Source organism: Spirosoma taeanense (genome assembly GCF_013127955.1).
GTDB lineage: Bacteria > Bacteroidota > Bacteroidia > Cytophagales > Spirosomataceae > Spirosoma > Spirosoma taeanense.
In genome coordinates, this window is sequence record NZ_CP053435.1 from 2285247 (window position 1) to 2298820 (window position 13574).

The following is a 13574-nucleotide window of genomic DNA, read 5'->3' on the forward strand; positions in this document are numbered from 1 at the left end:
GAAAAACAGGCAACTTTTTTGGCCGGAATGGGGTTATTTTATAGCGCAGCCACGGTTTTTGGATGTGGCCATTTTGCCGTAAATTTGCTAAGTAAACACCATTTTTTCTCCCATGCAACCTTTTGAAGAAGTAGGCGTAGACGTACTCGACGAAGTTGTTGAAACCGCTGTTCATAACCTGGTGGTCTTCAACGACGAGGTCAACACATTCGATCACGTAATCGAGACGCTGATTGACGTGTGCGATCACACGCCCGAGCAGGCCGAGCAGTGCACGCTGCTGATTCACTACAAAGGAAAGTGCACCGTGAAGAATGGTTCGTGGGAAGAGCTGGTTCCGATGCGGAACGAGATCTGTCGGCGCGGCATCAGCGCAGAAGTGCTTAACTAATTAGTGAATGAGCGATTGAGTGAATAAATGCCTAACTCAATTCACTCAACCACTCAACCACTCAATTGAATGGAGTATCCATCCAAACTCATAGAAGACGCCGTCAATGAGGTGTCGAAGCTGCCGGGGATCGGAAAGAAAACTGCGCTTCGGCTGGTGCTGCACCTGCTCAAACGTGACGAAGAACAAACCGAAACGCTGGCCCAGAGTCTGACAGCCATGCGCACTCGGGTAAAATACTGCCAGAAGTGCCACAACCTGTCGGACAACGACCTGTGCAGCATCTGCGCCAGCAACCGGCGCGACGAATCCATCATCTGCGTTGTCGAAGACACCCGCGACGTGCTGGCCATTGAGAACACGGCGCAGTACAAAGGATTATATCATGTGCTGGGCGGCATCATCTCGCCGGCCGAGGGCGTTGGCCCCAGCGACCTGCAGATCGACTCGCTTATCGACCGGCTGCGGAGTGCCGAAGGAGAGCAGATCCGGGAGATTATCCTGGCTATCAGCCCCACCATGCAGGGCGATACCACGGCCTTCTATCTGCAGAAGAAGCTCCGGCCGTTTAACCTGAAAATCTCGACCATTGCGCGGGGCGTGCCCATTGGTGGCGACCTCGAATACGCCGACGAAGTTACGCTTGGCCGGAGCATTCTGAGCCGGATTGCCTACGATTAAGGCCGCTTTTGGGGCGAATCAATAATCTCGTTTTCTTTGCGTTCAGTGAACATACGCCTTATCAGGGAGTTTGTTCATTGAACGCTTTTTTGTTTCTCTAAAAACCAACATTCGCATGAATCGCTCCGAGTTTTTAAAACTGGCCTTCGGCGCTTCGGCTGGTCTGGTCGCTTTCCAATCCTTTGGATTTGCGCCTGCGCAGGCCGAAGGACCGTTTAAACTGCCTCCACTGCCGTATGATGCCGGTGCGCTCGAACCGCACATCGACAAAACGACAATGGAAATCCACCACGGCAAGCACCACAAAGCTTACGTGGATAACCTCAACAAAGCCGTTGCGGGAACCGATATGGCCAAAATGGACATCGATGCGCTGGTTAAGAGCATAAACAGCAGTACGCCGGCGGCCATTCGGAATAATGGCGGTGGACACTGGAACCACACGTTCTTCTGGAACATTCTTGGCCCCAGCGGGGGTGGCGCGCCGAAGGGAGCGCTGGCCGATGCCATCAATCGGAAATACACCTCGTTCGACAACTTCAAAACTGAATGGGGCAAGGCAGCCGGTGGTCGGTTCGGGTCAGGCTGGGTCTGGCTCATCAAGAATGGTAACGACGTCGAGATTACGTCGACACCCAACCAGGACAACCCACTGATGGGCCTGGCCGAGAAAAAAGGAACGCCCATCATGGGTCTCGACGTGTGGGAGCATGCCTACTACCTGAAATACCAGAACCGTCGTCCCGAATACGTTACGGCAGCCTGGAATGTATTCGACTGGAATAAGATCGGAAAGAACTTCGGCAGCTAAGCAGTGTATCAGACTCCCGAACCGAACTCCCCCAAACCGAGGAGATATAGTCCGGGAGTCTGTTTGCTAAACTTTCGTATTTTTGTGAAAACAGTTTAGTCTATGTTATCACAGGAATTATACGATGAGATTCCATCGTTAGATTTGGCCGATTTTACGTCGGGCGATGCCGAACGGAAAGCCCGGTTCGTGCAGGACCTGGGTCGGGCATTCAATCAGATTGGGTTCGTGGCCATCCGCAATCATGGCTTGACCAACGACCTGACCAGGCAGTTGTATGATTCGGCAAAGGCGTTCTTCTCGGCCCCCGAAGAAGTAAAGAAAAAATACGAGCACCCCGAATTGAACGGTCAGCGCGGCTACATTGGCAAGGGTAAAGAAACCGCCAAAGGCTTCAAGGTGGCCGATCTGAAAGAGTTTTATCACATTGGTCAGCCGGAGCCCGTTGGCGAAATGCCTGCCAATGTGCTGCCCGAAGAATACCCGGAATTTGGCGAGGCAACCCTGACGGCTTACCGCACGCTGGAGAACGCCGGTAAGCAACTCCTGCGGGCGATTGCGCTGTATCTGGAACTGCCCGAAACTTACTTCGACGACAAAGTGAGCAACGGCGACAGCATTCTGCGGGCCCTGCATTACTTCCCGCTCGATCCCGATGCGACCCCCGAAGGCGCTGTGCGCGCTGCGCCCCATGGCGACATCAATCTCATTACGTTGCTGATGGGCGCTTCGGCCGATGGGCTGGAAGTACTCCGGCGCGACGGTAAATGGATTGGCATTACGGCCCTGCCCGATCAGGTGGTCGTGAACGTTGGCGACATGCTCGACCGGCTGACAAACCACAAACTGAAGTCAACCATCCACCAGGTTGTGAACCCGCCCCGCGAGAAGATGAACCAGTCGCGCTATTCGATTCCGTTCTTCATGCACCCCCGCGCCGATATGGACCTGACCTGTCTGGAAAGCTGCATTGACGCCGAGCATCCGAAATTATACGTCAATATGACCGCCGGTGAGTTCCTGAACGAACGGTTGATGGAACTGGGCTTGAAAAAAGCCTGATGATTATGGGGTTCGGGTAAATTGATATTTATCTGAACCCCATATATTTACCTCCCTCTCTAACCCTCTCTATGCTAGATTACCTGACAGCGGTCAAGCCCGTTCGCCGAATCCGGTATATCATCTTTCTAAAAGATGTGCTGATTCTGGCGCTGACGACCTTCGGCGGACCACAGGTACATCTGGCGATGTTCTTCGATCGGCTGGTGCAGAAACGACGCTATCTGACCGAAGAAGAACTCATGGAACTGAACGCGCTCTGTCAGATTTTGCCGGGGCCTACGTCGACGCAGACGATTACGGCGGTCGGGTTCAAGATTGGCGGGCCGAATCTGGCTTACCTTACCCTGTTGATCTGGATATTACCGGCGGTTGCTATCATGACGGCCGCGGGTATCGGTGTGTACTACCTCGAAGAGCGTAACCTGTCGCTGCATTTTGCCCGCTTCATTCAGCCGATGGCCGTGGGGTTTTTGGTGGTGGCCGGCTACCGCATTGGTCAGAAAGTCATTCGTAACAAGGTGAGTCTTGCTCTGGCCATTACGGCTGTGCTGGCTGCCTATCTATTCCGGTCGCCGTTTATGACGCCGATCGTTATTATTGTCGGTGGTCTGACAACGGCCTTGACGTATGAAAAGCAGCAGCGTATGGAGAAAAAGCCTCTGCGGGTGCAATGGGCTAACTTCTTTCTCTGGCTGGGAGTGTTTATCGTCGCTGCCGGCCTGGGGGCCATTACGCAGTCGCTGCCCGTGCGTCTGTTTGAAAATTTCTACCGGAACGGTAGTCTCGTTTTCGGGGGCGGTCAGGTGCTGACACCTATGCTCTACAACGAGTTTGTAGCATTCAAGCATTACCTGACCCGTGAGGAGTTTCTATCGGGGTTGGGTCTGGTGCAGGCGGTGCCAGGGCCGGTGTTTGCCTTTGCTTCTTACATCGGGGTGCTATCCATGCGCGAATCGGGTATGCACGGCCAACTCTGGGGCAGCCTTGTCTCGACGGCCGGCATCTTCCTGCCCGGTACCTTCCTCATCTTCTTTGTATATCGCTTCTGGGAGCAACTGAAGCGATACCGCGTTGTGCGGGCGTCGCTGGAAGGCATCAACGCGGCCAGCACCGGACTAACGGCGGCTGCGGCCATCGTTCTCTTCCAGCCTATGGTGCCGCACTGGCCCTCGGTTGTCGTTGTGCTGGCGACGATTGCGGTGCTATTATATACCCGCATACCGCCGTTCGTGCTCATCCTGGGCGGCTTAGCTGCCGGAATCTTGTTGTAAGGCCGGAATACCTGTCTCTATAAACTTTAATAACCATCGGTCGAAAAGTTCGATAAGCGCTTGCCCTAGTGTTACTTAACGTACTTTCTAAATGCTCGTAAAAATTGAAAAATCAGATAGCCAGCTATAAGCCGCGTTAATGTATCCAAAAGAATAGCACCATCATTTATAGTATGTGGATGCGACGAATCAATATTAAATACTTTGTAATAATCATGTAATGGATTAAAGGCAAAGTTCAAATATTCAGATATTGTCTTAAAGGCTTCTTTAAAATCTAAATATTGTCCTTGGCATAATTTAATTGAGCTGAACATAATAAGGGTTAATCCGAGAAGCCAAAAGAAGGCACGGCTTGCATCTTTTCCATGATTATTTGAGTATTGATTTGTACGGAGTATAAAGCGGTCAGTTCTGCTTTTCGGGGTAAAGGGATCTTTTGTATATGCCGACATTTCTGAAGCTTCGTAAGTCAATTCAGAAATTCGATCAGCTTGTTTACTGGCTGCGTACTTTAATTGGCGAAAGGCTTCCCTTATACCAGCATAATCCTTTTCTGACTCTCCGATTAAGTTATTAGGGAAATTAGTATTAATCAAAACTACTTCGGAGAGGTTGCTATGAATTATTTGAGCATGAGACGCATTGAATAAATTAAGGTTTAATAATTCTGCTTTACCTAATGATGAATGCTTGATGATTAAATACTCAGTATGATTGATATTATTGAGCCTCATTTGACCAGTATTAGAGAAGTCTGTCAATTCTAGTTTAATTATTTTTGAGTTTTTTAATAAAATATCATTGTTATTGTTTCCTAAAAATAGTAAAGACTTAATAAATAAGTTTTTTATAGTGTAATTTCCTTTATTTCCTTGAATTTTATATTCAATTTTTACGCTATTGCAAAATATATTCTGATCAGAATTTTCAGAATTTATGCACTGGCCCTCTAATGTAAACTTAGTAATTTCAGCATTTATATAGATATTAGGATTGCCTTGCAAATTTTTTATTTCAATTTCATCAAATTGATTGCCTATAATCTTTATCTCATTTAGGTGACAATTATTGATAGAAATTTTCCTTATTAAATTTTTTGTGCAATTGATAATAAGCACTTGTACCAAGCAATCTTCAATGATTAGGTCTTCAGCCGACAAGTCATCAAATTTTATTTCCTGCAATAGAATAGCTGGTTTAGGAAACGCAATTTCTTTGTTAGCATCAGTACTGTAAATGCCATTTAAATTAATAGACTTAAAACTTGAATTTGAAATATTAAAACGACCGCCAGTTGTACTAGTCGGGTTAAGATAATCCTGTTGAAAATTGCATTTAGTTAATAATAATTCTCGTTTTGATCTAACAGAATTTAATATGAAATCACCGTTAAATTGACAATTTGATAAATTGACTCCGTGGACTAATTCAGTTTTTTGTTTAACACCAGTGGAATAAATCAAGCCATGATATATATTCACTGTTTCTTTTATGACATAAACAAGCGGATCGTCGAAATCAGGCCAATGGTCTTTAGGCCAACTGCTTTGTATTCCATACTGCCATTTTGCGGTATACCGTTCATAGCTAGTAGGAATCATTACGGAATCTTGTGGTTCAATACCGGCTTCCCGCAAGACTTGGTTTGTCTCTTGCCAGCTAGCGCGTGCATTAGCAGTTTGAGGGATGATGTAGCTTGACTTTTCTCCCTGAATAATTTCAGCAAACTCAAGAGCAGATAGATATTTGTAGTTGTAAATATTCATTTAAAATAGGAATGGATGTGGAATAAGATAGTTTAAATCTAAAGTAATAAGAAATAAATTTAGTTGATTGAAATATTCTCTAGTCAATTACCAAAAAGTTGTACTTTGATTTTCTAGTTCCTAATTCCAGAAAGTTACGCTATATTTGTCTCATTAAACGCTGCTAACACATCGGCCGATCTGTTCCGGTTTCAGGAACAATGCGCTTCGCTCTGAAGCGACTGGCTCTACTCAACCGAGTAGCCGGTTATTACCTTTCATTTCTCTATACACCCAACAGACATGAGATCGGGCGCGTCAAGAGGTTTTGCCTGCTCTTTCGTGTCAGTCAATGATTCCGCTGTCAGCCGGATAGCATAACGACGGCGGTGAAAACCTGTTAGCAACATGACACATTTCAATTCAACCATAGCCATATTGGGCGGTGCGGGTAAGACCGGTCGCCCGTTGGTGCAGGAAGCGCTCAACGCGGGTTACCGGATCCGGCTGCTTCTGCGGCAACCCGAAACATTTGAGCAGACCCACGAGCGGCTGGAAATTATACAGGGCGACGCGCGTAATCCAGAATCTATTCAGCAAGTACTGCACGAGTGTACGGCTCTATTCAGCACGCTGGGCAATCCAAAAGAGGAAAATGTTCCGATACTAAGTACCGTAACCAGACATATTCTGACGGCTATGCAGGAGCGGGGCATCCGTCGGTACGTAACGGTAACGAGTCTCTACGACACTTCAACGGAGCAGCAGGATAGGAAAACCCGGCAAGCCGCCGAGTATATGCAGCAGCACTTTCCGCTGTACATGGCCGACCGACAGCTCGAATTTCAACTGCTTTCTGCAAGTAATCTGGACTGGACCTACGTTCGGTTGCCGTATGTAGTCGAAGGGGCTGCTACGGGGCGGGTTAAGGTCGATTTGGACTATCTGCCGGGTGAGCAGATTACCAGTGCTGATCTGGCTCATTTCCTGGTTAGTCAGCTCGATAGTCGACAGTACGTTCGACAGGCGCCGTTCGTCGCGAATGGCTAACGTAACGTGATTTTAAACGTCAAAAGCCGGAAAGTTCCGGGCTTTTGACTTAAATAATCAGTAACCAAGCTCGTTTTGATACGCTACTCATCCGATAAAAACTTGCGGATGGTCTGGTAGGGGCGCAGACCTTGCGGCTTGCCGTTTTGGCCTTTGTCGGGCGTAGTGCCATTCTGGTGTTCTGCGGGGCGGTTGCCGTTGACCCGATGGTTATTCTGTAGCGTAAGCATTTCTTTGCGAAGCTGTCGCTGCTCGTCGTCGCTCAGGACGGTTCGGGTGGCTTCCCCCTGACCGTAGCCATCATTGAAATTACTGATGCGGCTATCGGTTTGGGCGAGTTTCAGCTCAGCGAGCAGGCTATCCAGTTCGGTCGTCAACGACCGGCGCTGCTCTTTCAACTCTTCCAGATTCGGCAGCAAATCGAGGTTGTGCTGCAGCACGTTCTGACGAGTGCGCTGTTCGGCCAGTTGGGCGTCGAGTGGCGCTAGTTCGGCGTCCAGCCGCTTAATCCGGCGACGTAACTTCCAAAGCTTAATATCGGCCTGTAGCCATCGGAACCAGTACGCCGACAGTACCGGCAGGGCGATCCCAAGACAAACGGCCCCCGCCAGCGCGAACAGAATCCCACTCAGCACGAACGAAAGCAACGCCCACGGACTGTTCACCAGCGCCAGATTTAATTCACTGGACTCGCTCAACTGCTTCTCAATCTTGCTCAAAGTAGACGGGCTAAGCGTCTGGGTCGCAGCCGTCGGGTCGGTATTTAACTGAAGCTGCCGAACCGATTTGTTGATGGCCGCTTTGAGCTGATCAGTGCGGTAGGCTTCGTATCGAAACCAGCCCAGTACAGCCAGCGTCAGCACCGAAAACAGGGCCAGCGCAATTTTGAACCGTTCGTATTTTGTGCGGTTCTGTTCCGGGTTTTCCTGATAGGGTTTTTCAATAAGCCGATCGTAGGCGGGTTTCAGTAGGATGGAAACCATTGCCAGACCAACCGCAAACGCCCAGGCTTCGTTGGTATTGCGGATGTTGAGGGCATAGGCGACAATCTCGTGCGAGATGATCAGATCGCCCGCCAGAAAGGAAATACCGGCCACCAGAAATAACAGTCCAGCCAGCAGCGAATAATCTGGGGCGGCTTTGGTTCGGCGATCACGCAGACTGTCGCGGTCGGTTTCGAGCGCCAGCCGGGCCGCTTCGCGCTGTTTGACCTGTTTTTCCAGCCGCTCAACCTGAAGCGCGTGGTTCTGCAGATCGGCATAAGCCGATCGGTTCGCTTCCGTCGCTTCAGCGAGTTGCCGCTCGGTGCTGGCCAGATCGGTACGTTTTTCCTGAATACGATCTGTCAGCCAGTCGGTGTTGACCTGACTTGACAGATAGCCTTCGTATGTTTCCCGATTGACTCCTTCTACACCACTCGTGTAGCCGTGCTGAAAGTCGGGATTGCTGGTTGGTTCCATATCTATTGATGAACGATGAACGCTGAATAAGAACGGGTATAGCTTTGCTTCATCGGGTATCATTCATAGTTCATCAGGACGTTCCGCTGCTGTTCAGTAAGCCGGTCGCGGAGACTCCGGGCAAGTTCGAACTCACTCAGAAACAGATTAACAAGTCCATCCCGCCGAACGTTCAATCGGGTCAGCTTTGCCTGGGCCAGCGTGCGCGCCATCAGAATCGGCTGTCGTTGTGTACGCAGTGCCGCTGCATCCCGATGGAACTGTTCAATCTGTCGTTCCCAGACCGGAGGTTGCTGCTGTTTCTGACCCATTAACCGCCGGTTGGCCTGCAGTAAACTCAGATCGTTACGTAGACTGGTCAGCATACTCAACAGAAGCTTCCCGGCCAGCAGGAACAAAACGAACACGAAAACAAATAAGGCACTGGCCATCCCAACCGACTGCGTTTGTAACGCCTGGGCGAAGATGAACCCGGCGCTCGCCAGGGGCAGGCTAACCTCCGCCAGCAGCCGACGACCCGTTAGCCGGGTGTCTTCTTCGTAAAAGAACGACATAGGGCCAAACAAATTGAACATCCCGGCCAGAAACACTCCAATAGCAATCCACTGGTTCGAAAAAGCAGGTCGTAAGGTTTCGTCGATCAGATAAAAATTACCGATACACATCAGCAGCGACAAACCCAGACCGGCTAGTGTTCGGACGAGATTGGCGGTGGCGGGTTGCTGGTCATATAACTGATCGATACGGCTCCGGAGCTTAGTAATCTGGTTTTCGAACTTTTCGATTTGCTCCTCTAACGTATTGATTTCGTCCGTATATAGCTCAATCATAGAGGCAAGCGGAGCCGTTTGCTGACCGAAATACGACTGGATAGCGGCAATCTTTTCATCCGGACCCGCGTCCGACAAACCAAACAGAACCCCTTCGTCCCGCAGCGTCTCCTCGTCGGTCAGCCAGTTGGGTAGGGGCTCTAACGTTACGTCCAGATCGGGTACGTAGACCGGTGGCTGGTTATTGACCGGCTCGGGTAAGGCCGGCGATTCTATCGCGTTTGTGGACTCTACCGAATTCAGTAGAGCAGGGGAGGAGGATGGGCGGAACAACGAAAAAAAACGGTTCAAGAGCGTCATTGCTGAATCCGGCAAGCAGGGCAGCCGGGAAAAAGATCATGATAAAAACGGTCGTACATACGTAAACAGTCTTGGAATGATGCAGGCTCAATCCACTACCCGCGTCGAAACGGAGCCAATATACGGGGCGACTACCTTCCGGAACAAAAGCCAGGACACGGCCATCAGACCCGCAAACAGCAGACTCAGCTCGGGATTGAAATAAGCAATGGCGATCAGGCAGACGATTGACAGAACCAGCGCCACCATCGGGACAATCGGGTAGAGGGGTGTCTGAAACGGACGGGTCAGATTGGGTTCTTTCCGGCGTAAAGCGAACAGACTGAGCAGGCTGGAAATATACATAACCAGAGCACCGATCACTGACAACGTAATGATCTGCCCCGTCGTGCCGGAAAACAGCGCTGCCAGACCAATTAGTCCGCCAACGATCAGCGACCAGTGCGGGGTCTGGAAACGGGGGTTGACTGTAGCCAGAAAGCGGGGGAGGTAGCCCGCCCGCGCCAGCGCAAACAACTGGCGGGAGTAGCCGAGGGTATTGGCGTGGAAGGAGGCAATCAGACCAAACAAACCCAGCCCGGCAAAGATCTTAGCCCAGGAATTCTGACGACCGAGTACCATCGCCAGGGTTTCGGGTAGCGGATAATCCAACTGGCTTAACTGTCGCCAGTCGCCAACGCCCGCGCACAGGATCATCGTGCCCAGCGCCAGAACTACCAGCGTGCCAATACTCAGCAGATACCCGCGCGGTATGGTTTTACGTGGGTCGCGCACTTCTTCCGCCACCATCGCTACGCCCTCAATGGCCAGATAAAACCAGATAGCGAACGGCAGGGCGGCAAACACACCCCCAATGCCAAACGACTCATTATGCGCCAGAACGTTTTCGGTTTTATAAGCCGGGGCCACCAGCGCCATAAAGACCAGCAGTTCCACCACCGACAGAATCGTAATGATCACCGAAAAGTTAGCCGATTCCCGAATACCTAGAGTATTAACGCCAATGAAAACGACGTAGGACGCCACTCCGACGCCCAACACGGGCAGGGCCGGATTGAGAAAATGTGCGTAAGCGCCCAGCGCAGCCGCAATGGCGGGCGGGGCCATCAGAAAATCAATCAGTGTGGCAAAACCGGCGATAAACCCGCCCGTTGGCCCAAACGCCCGATAAGCGTAGGCAAAGGGTCCGCCGGCGTCCGGAATGGCCGATGTGAGTTCCGTGTAGCTAAAAATGAAGGTCAGGTAAAGAACCGTCACCAGGAGCGTAGCGATCAGAAAACCAACCGTACCGGCCACGGCCCAGCCGTAATTCCAGCCGAAGTATTCACCCGAAATAACCATGCCGACCGCAATGGCCCACAACTGCAGGGTCGAAACAGCTTTGCGGAGACCGGGCTGAGCAGGTGGCTGTGCGCCATCAGGAGCGGTTCGCTCGTGCGATTCCTCCATCGTATCAAAATCAGGTTGCTATAACTACCGCTGTAAAAATACCCGCTGAAGTGCAGCCCACAACCGTTTCTTTAAATTTTGATCGGCTTCGATGGTCGGCAGGGAATCAGCCATCAGGAACGTAATCCCTTCAAACCGCACCGGCGAATAGCGATCCATCATAATATCGAGGTTAATGCGCTCAAAGGGGACGCCAAACGTAATGAAGTGATTGATGTACTTGCCCTTCAGCAACTCGGCGAAATCCATGTCTTTGGCCCCGTGCAGGTTCAGCAGGTCTACGCCGTTCACATTGAGGTTAACCGCCTTCAGAATTTTCTCCAGAAACAGCAGGTTACTTGGGTCAAGCTCTTCATCGGCCAGCAAAAGGACTTTATGATTCAGTTGCGGCATACGCGGCTGTTGTTGAAGAGGAGGAAGGATAGACGGCGTTGTTGGCCGGGGCGCGGGCTGAGGTAAGGGCTCGGGCATGGCCGTTACGACCACGGGTTGCGGTTCGGCCGGAACCGCCATCGGTATCGTTACCGGCGTATCCACAAGCATTGTCTCGACGGGCTTCGTTTCCAAACCGACTGATAATGCTTCCAGTTCAGAAAGAAGATCGGGCATGTTGGCGTCGGTTACCCGCGACGGCTCTCCGGACGGTTCAGCGGGTTGTTCTGCCGATACTGTCCAGGACTCACCCGCCAGTCGAAAAAGCTGGTCAGTCTGGTACAGGGTCTGGTAAAAATTCTTTACGGACATAGTTCGTACAGGTTGGGCCTTAACGCCTGGTGTCTGACTGGCGCCATTTTACAGGCGATAATGGCTGGCGACGGCCATCAAACGGTTGATCGATGGGGCCGTAATGCTTCACCAGATAATCCAGAATGGCCGGTTCCGACTCACCCAGATCCCAGAGTTTTTGGGTGCGCTGCATCCAGCGGATACGCTCAATCCATTTCTCGCGCGAGAAATGACTTTGCAGAATCAGCTTACTCGAATGGCAGACGGTACATTGTCCCTTCACCAGCATCAGATTGGTATCGACCGCCAGCCCGGTTTCCGGATCGGTTTTTACCGAGTCAGTCTGAACCGTTGTCGGGCTGTCTGGTAATGACGTAACCCGAAACCAGGGCGACGCTGCTACCGACACGAAAATCGAAAAGACGAAAAAAAACAGGCTAATCTGGGGGGCGGGTTTCTTCATTACGTCTCTAGGCTACCTTTACCGCAATCCGGTGGCAGGCGTTGTTAATGTATCCTTCCGGGTTCCACTGGGGCATAACCATCGGCTGCGACACGCCCGCATCATCCGTGGCCCGCGCCCAGATTTCGTAATAACCTGGCCGAGGTAGTTTCGCTACTGCCGACCAGTGCTGCCAGGCCAGCCGGTTTTTAGGTGGTTTCAGATCGGTGCGCTGCCAGGTAGCGCCAAAGTCGGTTGAGATGTGCATCTCGCGAACGGAGCGGTCGCCCGCCCAGGCGTGTCCGCGCAGGTTCACCGATACCGGTTCGTCCGCTGACTGGCTCTTGGGCACCAGCAGGCCCGTTTGCGGAAACGTAATGAGCGATTTGACCGGCATAGATTCGATAATCCGGAACTGATCTTCCGGTGGGTCAACGCCCGGTTCTACCGGGTTAATGGGGACCCGGTAGCTCTTGCCGGTCATCTTGGCTCCGTCGTGTACTTTGTTTCGGACCGCAATCGTGTGCAGCCACTTTCCCGATGCCGATGCTGGCCAGCCGCCCGCCACCAGCCGCAGCGGAGCGCCATGTACCAGCGGAATAGCCTGACCGTTCATGGCCCAGGCCAGCAGGGTTTCATTTTCCAGCGCCTTCCGCATCGGAACACCCCGCGAAATAACGGCCTTCGTGGGGTCCTGACTCAGGTGAAGATCTTTGCCGTAATAACCTATGTAGACTGCATCGTCTTTCAGACCTACATCGGCCAGAACATCTTTCAGGCGAACACCCGTCCATTCGGCGCAGCCCACCCCCCCCGTTGTCCACTGGTTGCCAGCGGTTTGGGGGTAATAGCCCGACCGGCCGTTACCAGCGCACTCAAGCGTTAACTGGTAGGTATAGGGCTTAAAGTTTTTCTTGAGGTCGCTCAGTGTATAGGTTTTCGACTGCCTGACCGACTCGCCATTGATCGTAAGTGTCCAGGTACTGAGGTCTATTTTCTCGGGCATCAGCCCGTTGTTACGGATAAACAGTTTGCTGGCGGGCGTAATGGCATCGTCTAGTAGATGCGGGGGCGTTTCAACGTTCCAGGGCTTATCGCTCAGCACAATCAGGTCTTTGTTCTTACCGGCCATAGGGTCAACATCAAACGCCAGGGGAAGGTAGTGCTGAGGGAGTTTGTCGGCGAAAACAATCTCGGTGCCGAGCAGGGCCGTGAGCGTCGCCAGAGAGCTTTTTTTCAGAAAGCCCCGACGATCGAAAAGGTTGTCTGATGGAGTACGTAAAGCCATTCGTTGAGGAGAAGGGTTAATTGATCAAAATTACGCAAAAAAAGCCAGTCCTGCTCGTACCA

The 13574-nt window shown here is 51.3% G+C and carries 13 protein-coding genes; 6 read left to right on the forward strand and 7 right to left on the reverse strand.

All coding sequences use genetic code 11. From position 1 onward, the window contains the following. The first annotated feature begins 112 nt into the window (after nt 1–112). The 5 genes from HNV11_RS09625 (at nt 113) to chrA (ending at nt 4219) form a co-directional block, all read left to right on the forward strand. Nucleotides 113–391 (forward strand): ATP-dependent Clp protease adaptor ClpS, encoded by a 279-nt coding sequence (locus tag HNV11_RS09625; RefSeq protein ID WP_171739462.1) that lies wholly within the window; start codon nt 113–115, stop codon nt 389–391. A gap of 69 nt (nt 392–460) precedes the next feature. Further along, nucleotides 461–1072: a recombination mediator RecR gene (recR, locus tag HNV11_RS09630; RefSeq protein WP_171739463.1), complete on the forward strand. Its 612-nt coding sequence runs from the start codon at nt 461–463 to the stop codon at nt 1070–1072. A gap of 115 nt (nt 1073–1187) precedes the next feature. Continuing rightward, a complete protein-coding gene (locus HNV11_RS09635) occupies nt 1188–1883 on the forward strand; it encodes a superoxide dismutase (protein WP_240163887.1) in 696 nt (231 codons plus the stop codon). A gap of 102 nt (nt 1884–1985) precedes the next feature. Continuing rightward, entirely contained in the window at nt 1986–2945 is a 960-nt protein-coding gene (locus HNV11_RS09640) for an isopenicillin N synthase family dioxygenase (protein ID WP_171739464.1), read from the forward strand. 71 nt (nt 2946–3016) lie between these two features. Continuing rightward, on the forward strand, nt 3017–4219 hold the full coding sequence (gene chrA, locus HNV11_RS09645; RefSeq protein ID WP_171739465.1) for a chromate efflux transporter: 1203 nt from the start codon (nt 3017–3019) through the stop codon (nt 4217–4219). Nucleotides 4220–4290: 71 nt separating this feature from the next. Here the strand turns inward: chrA and HNV11_RS09650 are convergent, their stop codons facing one another. Continuing rightward, entirely contained in the window at nt 4291–5988 is a 1698-nt protein-coding gene (locus tag HNV11_RS09650; RefSeq protein WP_171739466.1) for a hypothetical protein, read from the reverse strand. A gap of 387 nt (nt 5989–6375) precedes the next feature. On the opposite strand from HNV11_RS09650, the gene HNV11_RS09655 reads away from it, so the two are divergent. Continuing rightward, complete coding sequence (locus tag HNV11_RS09655; RefSeq protein WP_171739467.1) at nt 6376–7017, forward strand: NAD(P)-dependent oxidoreductase; 642 nt, start codon at nt 6376–6378, stop codon at nt 7015–7017. A gap of 83 nt (nt 7018–7100) precedes the next feature. On the opposite strand, the gene HNV11_RS09660 is transcribed toward HNV11_RS09655, so the two are convergent. The 6 genes from HNV11_RS09660 to HNV11_RS09685 all read right to left on the reverse strand — a co-directional run bounded on the left by HNV11_RS09660 (nt 7101) and on the right by HNV11_RS09685 (nt 13512). Further along, nucleotides 7101–8477, reverse strand: a complete 1377-nt coding sequence (locus tag HNV11_RS09660) for an AAA family ATPase (protein ID WP_171739468.1) — start codon at nt 8475–8477, stop codon at nt 7101–7103. A 59-nt stretch (nt 8478–8536) separates the two neighbouring features. After that, on the reverse strand, nt 8537–9607 hold the full coding sequence (locus HNV11_RS09665; RefSeq protein ID WP_171739469.1) for a prefoldin domain-containing protein: 1071 nt from the start codon (nt 9605–9607) through the stop codon (nt 8537–8539). Between the two features lie 87 nt (nt 9608–9694). Then, nucleotides 9695–11056, reverse strand: a complete 1362-nt coding sequence (gene eat / locus HNV11_RS09670; protein ID WP_171739470.1) for an ethanolamine permease — start codon at nt 11054–11056, stop codon at nt 9695–9697. 24 nt (nt 11057–11080) lie between these two features. Beyond that, nucleotides 11081–11800, reverse strand: coding sequence for a hypothetical protein (locus HNV11_RS09675; RefSeq protein WP_171739471.1), 720 nt, complete (start codon nt 11798–11800; stop codon nt 11081–11083). Nucleotides 11801–11819: 19 nt separating this feature from the next. Further along, a complete protein-coding gene (locus tag HNV11_RS09680) occupies nt 11820–12245 on the reverse strand; it encodes a hypothetical protein (protein ID WP_171739472.1) in 426 nt (141 codons plus the stop codon). A 7-nt stretch (nt 12246–12252) separates the two neighbouring features. After that, nucleotides 12253–13512: a sulfite oxidase gene (locus tag HNV11_RS09685; RefSeq protein ID WP_171739473.1), complete on the reverse strand. Its 1260-nt coding sequence runs from the start codon at nt 13510–13512 to the stop codon at nt 12253–12255. Nucleotides 13513–13574 lie beyond the last annotated feature (62 nt).